Here is a 17,905-nt window from a genome sequence, read left to right on the forward strand (position 1 = left end):
CATGTATGGTATCCATACCCATTCCGTAATATCCGGGACCGAATGATGGGCTGCAATACCTATTCTCATATACACTGTTCTTTCTCTCAAGATATCCCTGCACCCACACTCTGACAACATCCATGCACGCCACCTGAAATGCCTCCATGTAATACTGTTCAAGAACCGAACCCGCACTTTCTATGTCGATCTCCGGCGCATGGAATGCATACAGATATCCATTTTCAACGCTGCTCAGATCAAGCTGTTCAAGGACATTGCATTTTATCCTCTTCCTGCCAAATTCAAAATAGCCCTCATGAACGCACTCCACCGCAAATGGCTGCAGCAATACTGACACCTGGCATTCTACTGAGGTTTCCGAAGCATTTTTCGTCATGATCCGGTCAAGCACTATTTCTGCCTCCCGCTGATGTTCCACACACATGTCAGGCTCCATGTCATTTATATGCGTGATCTGTATCAACCTGTCCTTTATTTGCTGTCTCAGCTTTCTCAAATCTACATGCAGTATCTCTTCCTGCCTCTGCAAATGAGCAATGACTTTGTCGTACATCTCCGGTCTGTGAACCACCAGACATGAGCTGCAATCCTTTATCTTCTGTCCCCTTCCATTCACTATATACTCAGGACTGCCTATGCAGCTCTCATCAAAATAAAGTGGGCAGTAACAGAACAGGCAGTTAAATTTATCTTCATCTTTTACCTTATGGCACGGGAAGAATTCGCAATCCCGGTTCTGGAAAAATTTGTAGTTGTTATTCATTATTCTTAATCTCCTATATACAAAAAGAACGTCAGCTGTTACCCTTACGTTCTTTTGTCTTACGCTATGCCATTGACACAAGTACAGCCCCAATCAATATGAGAACTACACCTACAATTTTATTCTTCGTAATATTTTCTTTCAATATGAAATAAGATATGACCATTATCCATACATACGTTATGGATGTCAGAGGAAGAACCACCGAATAATCCAAATATCTCAATACATCTATATTCAGCAAAGCTGATACAAGATACAAGCATCCACCAATATACAAATTAATGTTTTTCAACATAGAAAAGAGATTATCAGATGCAGATGCTTTCTTCAAAAAAAATGAAGCTATGGCTCCACTGAGCGTCATAATCACAAGTATAAAATAATATATCAGCACTCTTCTGTATCTCCTCCTGCTATCATTATTACTCCTGCAATTATTACAAGGACACCTATGCATTTTACAAATCCGACCTTCTCACCAAGCACTATAGCCGCCAGGACTATACTGAGAACATAATTCAGGCTTAACATCGGTTGTAAAACAGATAATTTTCCGTATCTGTATGCAATTATCATCACCAGAGCTCCAACGCCATAAAATCCAAAACCAACGATCATATATCCCAGGCCTTTATCTGCAGACATTTTCCACAGCATCTGACCTATACAGGCACATATTGAAGATATTATCATCAAAATAATACCTTTTTTATTTTTTCTTATCGACTCAAGCATATTATTGTCTCCTGTTCAATATTGATCACTTTGAATTTTTCTTCATATGGTCAACCTGGATCAGCTTATACTCAAAGTCTCTCTTGTCCTGACTTCTAAGTGTACTGAGAAGTACTCCCACCGCAAAGAACAGGATTGCCATTACCATCACAAAGCCGCAGACGATCAGCGTCGGGAATCTATCCACAACTCCCGTTTTAAAGTATGCTGAAAGTACCGGAATGAAGAATAATATACTACACAGCGCAAGAACAAGTGATATGGCTGTAAAAAATCCAAATGGTTTATAGTTCTTGTACAGCTTCACTATTTAAGCAACACCTTTATACCATCTGAGTATGTATTTAACTTAGATTCACTTCCGTCAGGTCTGTCTCGGTATTCAATGATCACATTCTCGACCTGCATGTTTCTATCTACAGCATGGATGCTCATCTCAGTTTCAATCTCAAATCCTTTTGACATAACCGGATATGTCTTGACGAATTCATAGCTGAACGCTCTGTATCCCGTCATTATATCCTTTATAGATGTCTTAAAGAGATTGTTTATAGACCACCTTACTATGCTGTTTCCAAAATTGTGAAATGGTCTTTTATTTTCCTGAAAATATGTACTGGATAATCTGTCTCCAACTACCATGTCTGCATTTTTATTTATAACCGCATCCACCATTTCAGATGCGCATTCAGCAGGATATGTATCATCGCCATCCACCATGATATACACTTCCGCATCTATCTCCCTGAACATTCTTCTGATAACATTTCCTTTGCCCTGCTTATACTCTTTTCTTACAACTGCACCAGCTTTTTCTGCAAGTTCAGATGTCTTGTCACTTGAATTATTATCGTACACATATATTGTAGCATCAGGCAAAACCGCCTTAAAATCTGTTACGACCTTGTAGATTGTCTTTTCTTCATTATAACATGGAATTAATACCGCTATTTTATCCATATTTCTCCTTGTATGATAATTAGGAAGTTAATTATCACACGTTTCCTTTCTTTTAATATCGTGGTTCAATACAATTCAGATACTATGGACTTTTGATTTTTTCTGTAGCTTGACTACTCGACTGGAGTGTATTGCCACTACCTTTATCTGAATTGTTTATTAGCTGGATGTTACCGGAGTGTTTTTCACTCAGAGTACTTATTTCTATCAAGTCTACGATGATAATCGATGGTGGATATCATGGTATCAGACTTTAGGAAAGGGAGGTACAACCTCATGAAAATTTACGTAGGCATTAATATTGCCAAACTTAACCATTTCGCCGCTGCGATTTCTTCCGACGGTGAAATAATCATTGAGCCGTTCAAATTCACAAATGACGCTGATGGCTTCCAACTGCTGGTCTCTAAACTCGAATCATTCGACAGGAACAGCATCATCATCGGTCTTGAGTCGACGGCACACTACGGTGACAACCTTGTTCGATACCTTGTTGCTGAGTTTTACCAAGTGTGTGTGTGTTGAACCCCATCAAAACCTGTCAGATGCGTAAGAATAACATTCGCAAAACGAAGACAGATAAGGTCGACACTTATATTATTGCTAAAACTCTTATGATGCAGGATGATCTCAGATTTGTCAGTTTCTATGACCTTGATATGATGGATCTTAAGGCCTTGGAGCGTTTTCGTCAGAAAACCATAAAACAACGCACCCGATTGAAAATCCAACTGACAACCTATGTTGATCAGGTTTTTCCGGAAATTCAATACTTTTTTAAATCCGGTCTGCATCAGAATGCTGTCTATGCTCTTTTAAAAGAAGCACCTTCTCCAAAAGAGATTGCTTCCATGCATATGACTCATCTGGCAAATCTGCTCAAAGTGAACTCGCACGGACACTTTACCAAAGAGCAAGCCAAAGAATTAAGAGTTCTCGCACAGAAGTCTGTCGGTGCTAACGACAGCACTATATCTATTCAGATAACTCAAACCATTCAACAAATCGAGTTACTGGATAGCCAATTAGAAAAGATTGAAGCTGAGATGACGGATATCATGAAATTCAACGATTCTGTCATCATGATCATTCCTGGTATCGGTTATATCAATGGTGGAATGATTCTTGGTGAAATAGGTGATATTCACCGTTTCTCCAATCCAAACAAGCTGCTTGCTTTTGCAGGTCTGGATCCTTCTGTTTATCAGTCTGGTAACTTTCAGGCTAAGACAACAAGGATGTCCAAACGTGGCTCTCGTATTTTACGATATGCCATTGTAAATGCAACTTGGAACGTTGTCAGAAACAACGCTACCTTCAAGGCTTATTATGATGCCAAGAGGGCTGAAGGCCGGTCTCACTACAATGCACTGGGGCACTGTGCCGGCAAGCTTGTCAGAGCCATCTGGAAGATGCTCACTGACGAAGTAGAATTTAACCTCGAATAAGAGGTCTGTATACCAATATCGATAGATTTTGAAAAAACACCCTAAGGGAGCTCTATTAAAGTTACCCTTTTTTACCACCGATATGAAAAAGGATTTTTTTGCTAATTTATGGTTGACTTTTCATAGCTGGTCTCCTCCGATATTAATAACTGGACTCTTTTATATAACTCTCAATATTTGTCAATACCGGGTTGAGTATACTACAAAAATATTGAAAATACTACATTTTTGTTATATATTCCTTTAATATAGGATAAATAGGGGGATTTATAAATGGAAACTCAGAAAAAAAGGATTGATTATCTGGATCTGGCAAAGGGGATTGGTATACTTCTCGTTGTATGGGCGCATGCAAGAGGTCCTTACAGCAGTTATATGTATCAAATGCATATGCCTTTCTTTTTCATCATATCAGGTCTCTTGTATAGTTCCAGCAAGCCACTAAAACAATTTATCAAAGGTAAAATAACCAGCCTGTATATTCCTTTTGTTTTTTGGAATTGTTTGTTCATCACCATAAAATCATATATTCATGGTGTTGATATTAAAACAATACTCAACATGGATTTCAAAGTCTTACTTACAATTGAAAAAGATGGTCAGTTTCTTGGTGCTACATGGTTTCTCGGCGCTTTATTTCTGACATCCATAATATACAAACTCATTGATACTTATATCAAAAATTCAAAGTTCAAACCTTTTGTAATGCTATTGCTCTCTGTAACAGCCGGAATAACCGGATTTACAATAACATTCGACCACATGTTATCCAGAGTTCTTGTTCTGAGCATGTTTTTCGGATTTGGAGTTTTTGTAAAAACATATATAGAAAACTTTAAGTCTGTTGATTGTTGTGCTCTTGCCATAGTCTCTGCTTTAATCTTCTTAATAATAGGCAAATACAACTCTGCTAATATGGGTGCAAATCAATACAGGTATCCGCTTCTTTTCGTCGTAGGTGCAGTTGGAGCATCATATGCGCTTCTGTATTTTTGCAGATGGATTGATATGTTATGTAAAAAGATACATGTATTGGAATATATCAAAAATATTGGAACGTTCTTTGGAAGAAACAGCCTAGATATACTGATATGGCAGTTTGTAGCATTCAGACTTGTCATCTTATTACAAATGTACAAATGGCACAACCCTATCACCTGGGATGAATTACTTTCTCATTACCCTGTGTACGTTGTCGGCAATGGATGGTGGATTATTTATACCATTGTCGGTATGGTTGTTCCTGTTTTATTCTGTTCACTGCTTAGAGCAAAACCACTTGGCTACATAACCAGGAAAATACACATTGTATAACTACTTATCAATTAAAAAAACTGCTTGCCGTCCGAAAACGGCAAGCAGTTTTTTGTTTTCTTAATCATTATCCGCCTCTTCAGCTTCAGGCGATAACAACAATGCCATATATAAAAGGCTTCCAAGCATTATCACCCATGCATATCTCTGCAATCCATTTACCGGAGATGCTATACACACAAGAATACTCAAATAAAGCGGCGCACTGACCAATATCTTTTTATATTCTTTTTTTCTCCACAAAAGAGCTGTAACTATAATAATGATCCATGTATAAATTCCACACCTGTTCAACAAATTCAATATAGGCATATCTTTCACTATATCAGTCCATCTCAATATACTTTTCTTGAATCCATCACAAAAAACTGTATTTTCATCTATATTCAACGATCTGTTCATATCATACTTCGTATAATTCTGATATTCCAACATAAAATTAGTTGGATCATTGAAATAATAATAGTTATACGTATTATTAAGGGTAGCTTCAAAATAAACCACAGGATGCTTTGCAAACATGCTTAACCAAGTCTTGAAATACGATAATATATCCTCATCTGAAGCTTTCTCTTTAAATGTCTTTTTTACATAATCAGATATATCGGGATTATATTTCTCAGCTATCGTATCATATTCAAGGACTCCCGAGATACTTTTTTTCTCACTCTCCGTCACCTCGTCCGAATATTCACGAACATATCTCGCAGTCTGCTGAAATGGTATTGACAGAATCTCTCGACTACTTCCAGGTAAAATACCGCATGCAGGATATATTAATTTTACAGCGACAAAATAGACGATACAGACAAAAGCCAACTGTACAATTATTCTTATCCACCGCTTTCTGAGTATCTTTTCACATAATAACAACAATGCAGATATAAGCACTACATAAATTCCATTATTTCTCCAGAAACAAACAGCAAGCATACTGATGGTGCTCCACACAATATTCCACTTATTGCTCCAGAATTCTTCCGGATTCATTATCAGTTTTATATAATATATAAAATATGCAACAAATATTGCTGTAAACATGGTATCCTTTAATACCGACTGTACCATCATCCCCCATGTTGGATACAATGCAAGATATACATAATTGCTGTCGCCATGTTCTTTTGGGATATATCATGAATGTATATAATCAGCTTTGTAAACACAAATCCCGTAAACACTACTTCAAAAAGCATCATCAGAAATATTCCAAGATAATCATTTGAGAAGATTCTTCCCAATCTTATCAAAAGCCCCATAAACAATGAAGAAACGACCGGATGGTGATTAGAAAATGGATACTGTCCCAAAGCCTGATTTATCTGGTTCATAGCATCAGTTGTAACGGAGCCAGGGAAATATGCAATTATATATGGCAGCCATGCTAATATCAAGCCTCCAAACATATACAATTGCAACCTTCTTCTATCGCATTTTAATGATTGCTCTTTTGCCCTATATTTCTCTACCCCTGCTCCGATCATGAACATAAAATAGTATATCAATAATGCATATCCGGCAAATACTGCCATGGAAACCAGTGCATAAAACTTACTATAATATACAAACGATAAATCTCCATTCGATTTAAAGCTGTCTCCAATGATCATAAATATTGCAAGTATTATGGATGTGACTATGTATATCCACTTACGTGCCACTGTCTCTGAACGAATCTGTTTCTTTACTTTCCAGAAAAAAGCACACAACAAAGCCCACACCATGTCAATCACAAGCATGTCATACTTCATACTGTTTTGGTACCATGCGAGAGCCTTGGAAATAATCTCCTCTTCTGTTCCTATATCGAGTTCTTTCCAGCTAATAGTAGTTTTTGAGATCAACAATGCAAATGTAACAATTGTTGACAATAAAACTGTCTCTAATACATACTGCCAGCTACTTTGAAATGTCGTTTTCCTTTTATCCATTTGCGTCTCCCTCTTCATTAACATTTTCTACGCTCTATTCTTAGCGGCCCCCATAAACATGACAACCGGAACAACTATTCCAACGATCATCATGACAACGGCTATAAGCTTGCTGTCACCGGACACCAGTGTCACTATACCGCTTATTATCGCAAGTATCGCCAGAAATGCTGCCCATACAACTATGGCAGACGCCTTTGCAACCTTGTTGCTTCCGGCTATTCCAAATATACCGCCTATTATGGCTGCAAGCGATGCTATTCCGGCCACAACGCCACATACGACAGCCTTTGTCGATGGCTCATCTGCAAGCACAAGTTTTGCAATGTCATAATATCCGGCATTTACAAGCCCCCATATGAGCATGATGAGCGACGATGCCGTCACCATTCCCTTTCCAGGTAATTTTTCCATAGATTATTTCTCCTTTTTCATTCTCATATCACTGTCTGCTCCACACATAACAGAAGGCCTGTGTTCTGGCTGCAAACTTCTCAGTCTTGAGCAGTTCTCTTACCTCTGCCTTTGTGTACCATCCTGGAGTGATCTCCTCCAGAGTTGAAGTGCTCGGCTTGAACTCGCCTCTCGCCTTGCCTACAACACACATATTTGTCTCATTTGAAAATCCTACAGCACTGTAGCTTGTCCCTATTGTGTCACTGATCTCGTACAGCTCAAGTCCCGTTTCCTCCATAAGCTCACGTCTAGCACTGACCTCAGGAGTCTCCCCCGGATCTATGAGTCCGGCAGGGAAATTATATACCCATTCACCCGGAGCAAGTCTGAACTCCTTATCTATAAGGATCCTCTCATCTGCCTCGTCTGTGGCGATGATGACCACCGCATCTGCTGCCTTGCCATGAAGTCCCTCGAAATCGGTGATTTCTCCATTCCTGCTTATCATCTCATAGTTCTTAACTATTCCGTCTACAGTCTCGTACTGAACATCGTATCGTGTGATGAACTTTCCCTGTTCTTTCTTTTCAATTCCTACAAATTTCAAAACACTTTCTCCTCTACTTGCAAAGCTCTGCCACAACCTGATTGATGACCTTGCCGTCTGCCTTGCCCTTGAGTTCAGCCATGACAGCCTTCATGATCTGGCCTTTATTCTTTGTTGCTATCACATCTGCAAATTTTGTTGTGAGGATATCTCTCACCTCATCCTCTGACAGAAGCTTTGGCGCATACTCGTTGAACACATCATATCTTGCCTTGTACTGCTCCAGAAGATCTGTTCTGTCTGCAGGGCAGGTATCGATCTGCTCTTTTACAGACTTGATCTCCTTGAGGATAACACTATCAACTATATCCTCAGGAATGTTGTCTCTGCAGCCGTTATCGATTCCGACCTTCTTAACTGCTGATACGAGGGATGAGATGCTGTCCTTTCTCTCCTTATCCCTTGCCTTCATTGCTGCTATCATATCCTTCTGTAACTTCTCAAGTGTCATTTTTATTTCCTTCTTTCTTTATTTTTATCACTTTTTTATTTTATACCATATTGAACGCTGCTTTTGCAAAACAACATTCTCTGCCTGAAGCTGTTCCAATTTCTTCTGAATATCTGCTTTTTCTGTCTGAAGTTCTCCAAGTTTTGCCTGAAGATCAGATTTCTCCTTCTCAAGTTCTTTTATCCGGATACCCCTGTCAGCCTTTTCCTTATATGTCTGCTGTAGTTTTGCATTTATCTCCGACTTTTCCTTGTATGTTCTTTGAAGCTTGGCATTTATCTCTGACTTTTCCCTGTAGGCACGCTCATTTTCTTCAATGCGTTTCTTTAATTGTCTGGAATTTCTACCAATCTCATCCCTCAATTCTCTGCGTTCTTTTTCATGACATTCACATACCCTAATCAGTGCATCCTCTACCGGCTCTCCATCATATTCAAGAATCTTCTTCGCAAGTGCATTATCTCCATATTCAGGTTTAAGCCATTTCTCTATCTTCTGTAACTGAACGTCATTCTGGTCGGCGTCCACATTCTTATGGTAAAGGCCTATTTCCTGTGAGCCCGGTAAGTACCGAAGATCCTCACATGGCATAGCCGCCACAACCGGAACTCCTGACATGATCTCTATTAGCTTAAGCCAGATGTCATCCGCCCACAGGCACATCTCCACCATCTTGTCTTTGTCGAACCACTTATCATCATAAATTCCTGGTGGATATAAAGTTCCTGCGCCCCCGGTTGCAAATAACTGCATCTTTGGTCTGTACAGACAGGCAACCGTCTCCTTCATCCAATACCTGTACGGAATAAGCTGCCCTTTATCCGAAATGACCATCCAGTGTGTCCTCACAGCGGATACCGCCTCTGGATACTGTAAATATGACATATACAGATTCTCAAGCATGTATGGAGGATATTGCAGATCGTCATCTATCGTCACGACCACGTCGTCCGTGAACTCCTGCAGCGCATAGAAATACTTCTTGTGCGGCTTCAGATCATCACACCATCTGACCTCCAGCTTATCCTCAAACTGCAGCTTTCTGAGATCATCCGGGAGATCGTCATCCTTATTAGGGAACTGCTCCTCCGCCAGCCACAGAACGATCTTATCTGCCTTTCTGGTCTGTGAATATATCGACTCAAGCATCTGTGCTATGCCCGCAATTCTGGCGGGATAGGACGTGAGCGACACTATTATCCTTCTCGTCTTGAGCTTTTTCAGCTCCGATGAATCATGTTTCTTTATGATGGAATATTTGCGGAATAACTTGTCATCATTGAGTCCCTTCTCTGTCAATCCGTCAAATATCTCACTGTTAAATACGCTGTGCGCTTTCTCGTAAAACTCTATTCTCTCTGCAGAATCCAGTTCTCTGCAATACTTCTCATAATTGTCCACATACTGACGTATGGCAAAGTACATAACAGCATTCCACAGATCAGTCCTGTCTGCCATACCCTTCACATGCTCCGTCACACAGTCAACGGTCTTCGGAACATCCGGCAGCTTCTCAGCCTCACTCTCAGGAACAACATTCCTTGAAAATGTCAGATTGCTTATATATGCTATCTTCTCCGCCGCTACAGCTCCAATTGCCGAATATATCGCTTCGCTGTCACAACCTGCGATGCCCAGTCCTGCATCTATTATGAACTGCTTTCTGTAGAGTTTATTGCCAACTAATGGTCGTACCACATTCATGATCCTGCCACGGCAGTCCTTCCAGTTAAACACCTGCTTTCCGCCGTGAACCCACTCAAAATGTATACCTCTTCCGAAGGTCTTCCCACCGTCACTGTCTATAAGCTCGCAGTTCGAAATCACCATGTCCGCCCCGCTCTGCTCTGCGGCGTCATGCAGCTTCTCCAGCATGTTCTCCGGATAAACCTCCGAGCCATCCACGAACAGTATATATTCTCCATGCGCGCGCTCAATTCCCGCAAATCTGTCCGCTTCTATTATCTCGTACTCCTTAAATGTCTGGCCAGCCAGCTTTGTCCGGCATGTCTCCACACCGCTTCCGGCTGTAAAAATCACTGATATAACCGGTTTCATAACCCGATACTCCTTTCATTGAACACCATCCTATTGCTGTCCCTCATGATGTCCCGACTCTAGGTCTGTCAATAAATTTTATATCTTAAGTATTTCCGATAGATTCTTCTGTATTCCTGCCGCAACCTCAGGCTTATTCATGGAATACACATGTATATGCTTCACTCCATTTGCCATGAGATCTATGATCTGGTCTGTGGCATATGCAATTCCCGCCTGCCTCATCGCAGCCTCAGTATCGCCAAATGCATCGACTATGCTCTTGAATCTCTCCGGCACGTTACAACCTGAGAGCTTGACAGCATTCTTGACCTGTACTCTTCTTGTTATAGGCATAATACCCGGTATGATCGGCACTGATATTCCCGCCTCTCTGATTCTGTACATGAAATTAAAGAATATGTTGTTGTCGAAGAACATCTGGGTCGTGAGATAATCACATCCAGCATCGACCTTTTTCTTAAGCCCAATTATGTCTTCGTGCTTATTTGCCGAGTCTGGGTGTACCTCAGGGTAACATGCTCCGCCCACGCAGAAATCTCCTGTCTCCTTGATGAGCTCCACCAGCTCTGATGCATGTGAGAACTCTGCAAATACCTGTCCATCATAGTTCTTCGGTATATCGCCGCGGAGAGCAAGTATATTCTCTATACCGGCATTCTTCATGTCAGCAAGCGCAGTCTTGATGCCCTCTTTGCTGGCACACACGCATGTCAGATGTGCTATGGTCGGCACGTCGTACTTCTCCTGGATCTCCTGGGCAAGCTGGATCGTATGTCCCTTGGTGCTTCCCCCGGCACCATATGTAACGCTCATGTAATCCGGCTTAAATGCCGCTATACCAAGCGCCGCTGCCTCAACATCCGCAAAGTCTGTATCCTTCTTTGGCGGGAACACCTCAAATGAGAGTGTCGCCTTATCCTGTGTGATCAAATCTCTTATCTTCATGTACTACCTCTGTATATTTGTCTATTACTGTTTATTTCAATCTGGACTCATTTATATCCGGACTCATTTGTATCCGGTTCCGATAAATAATTTTGTTTTTTTGCTTACAGCTCTTCAAGCAGCGCCGGAATATCCATAAGTGTTTTCACCTCATAGTCCGGATGTATATCCGCCGCCTGCTGCCCATCCGGATTGAACCATATCGTCCTTATCCCAGCATTTATTCCGCCCTGAATATCTGATGTCAGACTGTCTCCTATGATCACAGTCTCATCTGCCTTTATCTCTGGTCTCCTGCCAAAACAATAATCAAAGAATTCTCTGGACGGTTTCTCTGCTCCAGCATCCTCAGATATGAATATATCCTCAAAATACTTGCCTATACCGCTGTCCGCAAGTCGTCCGCTCTGTACATTTGAGCCGCCATTTGACACAATGTACATTCTGTATCTTCCGTGCAAGGTTTCAAGCAGCTTTATCGTATCAGGGAATACAAATCCCTTCTGGCTGAGCTGATCCTCATAGTAGGCTGTCGCCTCTGCAGCAGAGTATTCAACTCCCAACTCTGCAAAAAGTATCTTATATCTGCTCTCCTTCACCTGCTGCCTTGTGAGCAGTCCCTGTTCAAGCAGTTTCCATCTCGATTTGTTGATCTCGCTGTATCTGGATATGACCTTTTCTGTAGGCTCCACCCCTATATGCCTGAGCATATTGGAGAGCGCTCTGCTCTCGCTGCGCTTGAAGTCCAGCAGTGTCTCATCCAGATCAAACAATATGTTCTGTACCATATAACTTCCTTATATCTTTCTTTTCAAATTCATATGCTGACTTATCAATGTCTGCCGTTATGGTTCTGTATTTTATACATTACTCTTATGCGCAGCTGCCGGATTTTTCCAGTGCGCACATTCTTAAATATTATATTCCACTCACCTGATAATAGCAATAGAGCCGGTTACAAATCTTCTGCTGTGACCGCCCTCTCTTCGGCAATCCTGCACGATCCGCAACCGGCTCTGTTCCGTCTATTTTATTAAGTTTAGTTGTATTTTCATTTACTTCATGCTCTTGCTGAGTCCGCTCATTGCATACTCTGACAACTGTTTTCTGTAGAGAAGTGAACTGATCAAATACTCTATAACACCACCCAAAAGGATGGCCGCATATCCAAGGGCAGCAAGTTTTACAAGCCCAAGGCTTATAACCTCTGATATATGATGGTGACACAGCCAGGAACTGATTGTCGACATGCAGGATATTATCACCAACATAAACACAATAAAGCTTGCCACAAAATATTTGTAACATACACCGCAGAATATCATAGCTCCGAACAATATAAATATGATCATAAACAATGTATCCTGATAGTTTTCTGTATTCTCCGGATACATTCTGATAAGTATATATTTCTCCGCAACAAGTATTGTGAAAAGTACAAGATACACAACTGTGCTGACGATCACTGGCATTCCCACCTCCAGTTTTCTTTTCATCACGCTTGACTGCACATAGTCCGATGCATTCATGTATATTATCATCTGGTAGGCAAACATTCCAGGCAGCATAAAATAGAAACCGCCAAGAATATTCGTTCCGTGTGATGACAGTTCGACCACAAACCCTATTGCAGTGAACAAAATAAGCATCATCACATTTGTCTTTAACTTATATCCATATCTGAGAAGTTTAAAACCAAGTATCAAATCTTTCATCCCTTAATCCTCCTTGTCTAATATATATCATTCCTCCCGCCGGCAGGCGGGGCGGATAGTCTAAGCCGTTTCCAGCCTTGAACAACAATCTGTTAATCCATATCCAGATAAGACGCCTCAACCTTACGGTACATATGTCTGCGCGTCACATATATTCCAACCGGCAGCAATACCGCCAGTGCTGCAACTATGAACCATGTAAACTTCTGCAATCCCGAAGATATCGTTATATATATAACCGTAGCTCCCGATGCTCCTGATGACAGCATGGACAGCAGACTCATGACCTGAACATTCTGGACATATCTCGTAATGTTCAACGCCCACACGGAAATATCTGCTGTGAGCAGTATCGACAGGCAAAGCAGTCTTACCGGGTTACCCACCATAATTTCATATGGTACGGCCACTATCACCATGCATATCGCGATCCTCGCCGGTCGGACAAGCAGATCCGCCGTAAGCGCATTCCGTAACATGGCTTTCCCCTTTGTTGACGTCTTCAGATAATCCATTCCAAGACAGCCCTTCACACATATTGCACCGAATCCCCAATAATCAGCCATAACCTCGATCGCAGTCATGAGCGCCGCTCCCACACCGAGCATGACCGCTGTTACATAATATTTTCTCACTCCTATATCGATCAATGCCAGTATCACCCCCAGTATGATCGGTATCAACACATTACACACTAGCCGGTATTTTCCATTCGTAATGGCTCTGTAATCCTTTATCATCCTCATAATTACGCTCCTATAAATACGTGAAACACTCTAAGCAGTTTTTACTTTAATACCATTTTTGTATTATTCTTCATGACCGCCACACTTATCTGAAACAGCGATGGTATCTCCTTGCTCACATTCATGCCTGCAAGCTTGTCCAGATTCTCTGCAAGACAGATTCCCTCAAAGCCATAAGGATTCTTAGTCATGGTATAAAGGATCTTTGATGCCGCCTCCGCATCCTGGGCATCTCCCTTTATCAGTATGTATTTCTCCTTCAGGTCCTCCACAAATCCGCACTCTACCACATTTCCATGTTCCATGATGATCGCATAATCAGTGATACTCTCCATATCGGATATATTGTGTGTTGAGAACAATACACTCTTCTCCCCCGCTCCGTCGCTTATATAATCGCCGATCATCTGACACAGCTTGTCTCGCATAAGAGGATCAAGAGGCGATGCCGGCTCATCGAGCAGCAGCAGGTCTGTATCCCTCGCCATAACCCCGGCAAGCATCAGCTTAGTTCTGGTTCCATCAGAGAGTGCTGAACACTTTTTCTTCAGAGCAACACCGTCCGGGGAATCAGGAAATATCGCAAGTTCTCGGCAATATCTTTCGAACTCGTCCCTGTCAAAATTGTCAAAGAGCAGACTGCTTATCTCCTCCACATCAGATACAGTCCACTGTGGAAGGTAATATCTGCCTGTTCCCGTATAGCCTATCCTGTTCTTTACATCCGCCCTTCTCTCCTTCTCCTCCGATGAATACTTGTCAAAGAAAGTCAGCTCACCTTTGTAATCAAGCCTTATTCCTGAAAGCATATTGAGAAGTGTCGTCTTTCCCGCTCCATTTTCTCCGATGAGTGCTGTCGCAAATCCCTTTGGCACCCTCAAATCAGGTATATCCAATGTAAATGTCTTAAACTTTTTGGAAATATTCTCCCCTTTTACAGCGCAGTCATAATTCATCATCCAATCCTCCATTAAACCTTAAACTCTCTTCATGTCTTTCTTTTTCCCTATTCTCTGTCCACTTTGTTCTCTGCCTGTCAAATCATCGGTCCTCCACCATCAGCAGAGCATCAAGCATGTTCTTGAGCTCATCGTCCGACAACCCCGCAATACGTGCCGCAGCTATGGCCTCCGTCAAAGATGCCTCTACCTTTCGAAGATGCTGCTCTATCAGCATCTCACTGTCCTGTGCATTCACATAAAAGCCCTTGCCCTGTTCAGCCGTGACCAGACCTTCCTGCTCCAGCAGCTCATAAGCTTTCATGGTGGTGATAACACTTATCTTCAGATCCCGTGCCAGCCCCCTGATAGACGGCAGATATTCGCCCTGGGCATATTTGCCCGCCAGAATGTCCGACTTGAAGCTGTCTGCTATCTGCTGATATATAGGCACTCCTGAGTTCTGAGAAAGTCTCATATGTACACCTCCTTAAACTGTTCTCAACTGTTTATATGTTATATATACACTATGTACAGATATGTGTCAACAACTTTTTACTCTAAACCCTAAAATAATAATATCTTCATCTCCTTGTCCACGCAAAAAATCCCCGCCGGCACTGATCTGTTCGGTACCGGCGGGGATTTATCTGTCATATTATTCTATTGTTCAAGCGGGCATGTTATCTGGAACATCTCCTCACACACCTTGTGTACAAGTCTGGCTGTCTCCGTGTCCGCCAGCTTGTAATATACCTCCTTGCCCTCTCTGCGGCTCACGATCAGGCCGCTGCCCTTGAGCTGCTTCAGGTGGTGCGATACGGCCGGATCACTCATCTCCATGGCCGCCGCTATGTTGCTGACACATTCCTCGAGGTGGCACAGCATCCAGAGTATCCTGAGCCTTGTGCCATCGCTGAGCTGTTTGAATATATCTGCCATGCTGCTACAATCTTCCACAGACGGCATGCATTTTATGATCTTGTTCTCATTGTCGCAGTGACAATGCGGCAAATGTATCTCTCCCATGCGGTCTCCTCCTATTCTTTGAAGCTCAGTGCTCTTGTCGCATTTAATACCGCAAGGATCATAACTCCTACATCTGCGAATATTGCCCACCACATGTTGACAAATCCAACTGCGCCCAGTGCAAGGCATGCAAACTTGATCACAAGTGCAAATACTATGTTCTGGTGTACGATCCTGAGTGTCTTCTTGGATATCTTCATGGCTGTCGCTATCTTTGCAGGATCATCATCCATGAGCACGATATCCGCAGCTTCGATAGCTGCATCGGAACCAAGGGCTCCCATGGCGATTCCTATATCTGCTCTCGAAAGTACAGGGGCGTCATTGATTCCATCTCCGACAAATGCAAGCTTCTCCTTCTCTCCCTTGGCTGCGATGAGCTTCTCGACCTCATCCACCTTGTCTCCAGGGAGAAGTTCACTTCTCACCTCATCCACGCCAAGCTCGCTTCCGACTGCATCTGCAACCTTCTTCGCATCACCTGTGAGCATAACTACCTTCTCCACGCCTGCTGCCTTGAGACCACTTATAGCCTCCTTTGCATTTGGCTTGACAACATCTGATATGAGAATATATCCTGCATACTTTCCATCCACGACAACATGTATCTCTGTTCCAACCGATGTAGGAACCGCTGCCTGTATGTTCATCTGCTTCATGAGCTTGACATTTCCTGCGGCAACCTCATGACCATCAACAACCGCTGACACACCGTGTCCGCTGATCTCCTTTGCGTCTGTGACCCTGTTGTTGTCGATTTCCTTGCCATATGCCTCCTTCAGGCTCTTGCTGATAGGATGGTTGGAATAGCTCTCGACCAGCGCTGCCTTTTCAAGAAGATCAGCTTCGCTCATTCCTCCCTCAGGATGTATCTCTGTAACCTGGAACACACCCTTTGTGAGTGTTCCTGTCTTATCGCACACGACATACTTTGTGTATGAGAGAGCCTCAAGATAGTTGGAACCCTTGACCAGAATACCCTTTGCCGAAGCTCCGCCGATTCCTCCAAAGAAGCTCAGTGGAATGGATATTACCAGTGCACATGGACAGCTTATAACAAGTGTTGTCAGTGCTCTGATGATCCACTTGGACCATGCTGCAGGATTACCCATGATAATGTTTACCAATGGCGGAAGCACTGCAAGCGCAAGTGCCGCTATACATACAGCCGGTGTATAATACTTTGCAAATCTTGTGATGAAGTTCTCTGATCTGGACTTCTTCATGCTTGAGTTCTCAACGAGATCAAGGATCTTTGATACAGTTGACTCTCCAAATTCCTTGGATGTCTCGATCTTGATAAGTCCTGTGAGGTTGACACATCCACTGATGATCTCATCGCCGACATGAACCTCTCTAGGTACGCTCTCACCTGTGAGGGCACTTGTGTTGAGTGAGGATGAGCCCTCCACAACCTTACCATCGATAGGCACCTTCTCGCCCGGCTGTACAACTATGACTGTTCCGATCTGAACGTCATCCGGATCAACCTGTTCCAGCTTGCCATCCTTCTCTATGTTGGCATAATCCGGACGGATATCCATGAGTGCTGTGATATTCTTCCTGCTCTTGCCTACGGCGTAGCTCTGGAACAGCTCGCCTATCTGGTAGAACAGCATAACCGCTGACGCCTCCTTGTACTCACCGAGCACCATGGCACCTACAGTGGCTATAGCCATGAGGAAATTCTCGTCAAATACTTCTCCGTGTATGATTCCGAGAAACGCCTTCTTAAGTATATCGTAACCGATGATGAGATATGGAATCAGGTACGCCACGATCTCTATACATCTCCACATGATCGACGGATTTTCAAGATCTACAGTTCCGGTCTTTTCAAGAACTGTGAATGTGACAGCC

Annotated in this window: 20 protein-coding genes and 1 pseudogene; 3 read left to right on the forward strand and 18 right to left on the reverse strand. The window is 42.4% G+C overall.

Features of this window, described 5'->3' with window-relative positions:
• From ABUA34_RS10750 to ABUA34_RS10765, 4 genes and pseudogenes are all read right to left on the reverse strand, one after another.
• A partial coding sequence (locus tag ABUA34_RS10750) for a cysteine-rich small domain-containing protein (protein ID WP_349823284.1) occupies nucleotides 1-766 on the reverse strand: 766 nt, incomplete at its 3' end.
• A gap of 64 nt (nucleotides 767-830) precedes the next feature.
• Complete coding sequence (locus tag ABUA34_RS10755; protein ID WP_330369830.1) at nucleotides 831-1,163, reverse strand: EamA family transporter; 333 nt, start codon at nucleotides 1,161-1,163, stop codon at nucleotides 831-833.
• A complete protein-coding gene (locus ABUA34_RS10760) occupies nucleotides 1,157-1,504 on the reverse strand; it encodes a DMT family transporter (RefSeq protein ID WP_173796051.1) in 348 nt (115 codons plus the stop codon). The genes ABUA34_RS10755 and ABUA34_RS10760 overlap by 7 nt, the downstream gene beginning before the upstream one ends.
• 25 nt (nucleotides 1,505-1,529) lie before the next feature.
• Nucleotides 1,530-2,464, reverse strand: a pseudogene (locus ABUA34_RS10765) (glycosyltransferase family 2 protein).
• A gap of 276 nt (nucleotides 2,465-2,740) precedes the next feature.
• Here ABUA34_RS10765 and ABUA34_RS10770 point away from each other — a divergent pair.
• The 3 genes from ABUA34_RS10770 (at nucleotide 2,741) to ABUA34_RS10780 (ending at nucleotide 5,226) form a co-directional block, all read left to right on the forward strand.
• On the forward strand, nucleotides 2,741-2,989 hold the full coding sequence (locus ABUA34_RS10770) for an IS110 family transposase (RefSeq protein ID WP_349823285.1): 249 nt from the start codon (nucleotides 2,741-2,743) through the stop codon (nucleotides 2,987-2,989).
• 20 nt (nucleotides 2,990-3,009) lie between these two features.
• Nucleotides 3,010-3,912, forward strand: coding sequence for an IS110 family RNA-guided transposase (locus tag ABUA34_RS10775; RefSeq protein WP_349823286.1), 903 nt, complete (start codon nucleotides 3,010-3,012; stop codon nucleotides 3,910-3,912).
• 273 nt (nucleotides 3,913-4,185) lie between these two features.
• On the forward strand, nucleotides 4,186-5,226 hold the full coding sequence (locus ABUA34_RS10780; protein WP_173796050.1) for an acyltransferase family protein: 1,041 nt from the start codon (nucleotides 4,186-4,188) through the stop codon (nucleotides 5,224-5,226).
• A gap of 60 nt (nucleotides 5,227-5,286) precedes the next feature.
• Here ABUA34_RS10780 and ABUA34_RS10785 read toward each other — a convergent pair whose 3' ends face one another.
• The 14 genes from ABUA34_RS10785 to ABUA34_RS10850 form a co-directional block, all read right to left on the reverse strand.
• Nucleotides 5,287-6,297 (reverse strand): DUF6020 family protein, encoded by a 1,011-nt coding sequence (locus ABUA34_RS10785; RefSeq protein ID WP_173796049.1) that lies wholly within the window; start codon nucleotides 6,295-6,297, stop codon nucleotides 5,287-5,289.
• Nucleotides 6,294-7,157, reverse strand: a complete 864-nt coding sequence (locus tag ABUA34_RS10790; protein ID WP_173796048.1) for a DUF6020 family protein — start codon at nucleotides 7,155-7,157, stop codon at nucleotides 6,294-6,296. Before ABUA34_RS10790 ends, ABUA34_RS10785 begins: the two co-directional genes overlap by 4 nt.
• 27 nt (nucleotides 7,158-7,184) lie before the next feature.
• Complete coding sequence (locus tag ABUA34_RS10795) at nucleotides 7,185-7,571, reverse strand: hypothetical protein (RefSeq protein WP_022216679.1); 387 nt, start codon at nucleotides 7,569-7,571, stop codon at nucleotides 7,185-7,187.
• 28 nt (nucleotides 7,572-7,599) lie between these two features.
• Nucleotides 7,600-8,160, reverse strand: coding sequence for an NUDIX hydrolase (locus ABUA34_RS10800; RefSeq protein WP_055146459.1), 561 nt, complete (start codon nucleotides 8,158-8,160; stop codon nucleotides 7,600-7,602).
• Nucleotides 8,161-8,173: 13 nt separating this feature from the next.
• Nucleotides 8,174-8,611 carry a GatB/YqeY domain-containing protein gene (locus ABUA34_RS10805; protein ID WP_015533834.1) on the reverse strand — a complete coding sequence of 146 codons (438 nt, stop codon included), beginning with the start codon at nucleotides 8,609-8,611 and terminating at the stop codon, nucleotides 8,174-8,176.
• A gap of 27 nt (nucleotides 8,612-8,638) precedes the next feature.
• Nucleotides 8,639-10,669, reverse strand: coding sequence for a glycosyltransferase (locus ABUA34_RS10810; protein WP_349823287.1), 2,031 nt, complete (start codon nucleotides 10,667-10,669; stop codon nucleotides 8,639-8,641).
• Nucleotides 10,670-10,747: 78 nt separating this feature from the next.
• Entirely contained in the window at nucleotides 10,748-11,617 is an 870-nt protein-coding gene (gene metF / locus ABUA34_RS10815; protein WP_015533832.1) for a methylenetetrahydrofolate reductase [NAD(P)H], read from the reverse strand.
• A gap of 104 nt (nucleotides 11,618-11,721) precedes the next feature.
• Nucleotides 11,722-12,405: a YjjG family noncanonical pyrimidine nucleotidase gene (locus ABUA34_RS10820; RefSeq protein ID WP_173796045.1), complete on the reverse strand. Its 684-nt coding sequence runs from the start codon at nucleotides 12,403-12,405 to the stop codon at nucleotides 11,722-11,724.
• 267 nt (nucleotides 12,406-12,672) lie between these two features.
• Nucleotides 12,673-13,332, reverse strand: coding sequence for a hypothetical protein (locus ABUA34_RS10825; RefSeq protein WP_349823288.1), 660 nt, complete (start codon nucleotides 13,330-13,332; stop codon nucleotides 12,673-12,675).
• A 92-nt stretch (nucleotides 13,333-13,424) separates the two neighbouring features.
• Nucleotides 13,425-14,078, reverse strand: coding sequence for a hypothetical protein (locus ABUA34_RS10830; protein WP_173796043.1), 654 nt, complete (start codon nucleotides 14,076-14,078; stop codon nucleotides 13,425-13,427).
• Between the two features lie 41 nt (nucleotides 14,079-14,119).
• The gene (locus ABUA34_RS10835; protein ID WP_238051478.1) at nucleotides 14,120-15,037 is read right to left on the reverse strand and encodes an ATP-binding cassette domain-containing protein; all 918 of its coding nucleotides are present in this window, start codon (nucleotides 15,035-15,037) and stop codon (nucleotides 14,120-14,122) included.
• A gap of 82 nt (nucleotides 15,038-15,119) precedes the next feature.
• Nucleotides 15,120-15,494: a GntR family transcriptional regulator gene (locus ABUA34_RS10840; protein WP_015533828.1), complete on the reverse strand. Its 375-nt coding sequence runs from the start codon at nucleotides 15,492-15,494 to the stop codon at nucleotides 15,120-15,122.
• 185 nt (nucleotides 15,495-15,679) lie between these two features.
• Entirely contained in the window at nucleotides 15,680-16,045 is a 366-nt protein-coding gene (locus ABUA34_RS10845) for an ArsR/SmtB family transcription factor (protein ID WP_022216672.1), read from the reverse strand.
• An 11-nt stretch (nucleotides 16,046-16,056) separates the two neighbouring features.
• Nucleotides 16,057-17,905, reverse strand: a 1,849-nt coding sequence (locus tag ABUA34_RS10850) for a heavy metal translocating P-type ATPase (RefSeq protein ID WP_349823289.1), incomplete at its 5' end; no start/stop codon positions are given.

This window comes from Coprococcus sp. RTP21428st1_C9_RTP21428_210409 (assembly GCF_040227395.1).
Lineage (GTDB): Bacteria > Bacillota > Clostridia > Lachnospirales > Lachnospiraceae > Coprococcus > Coprococcus aceti.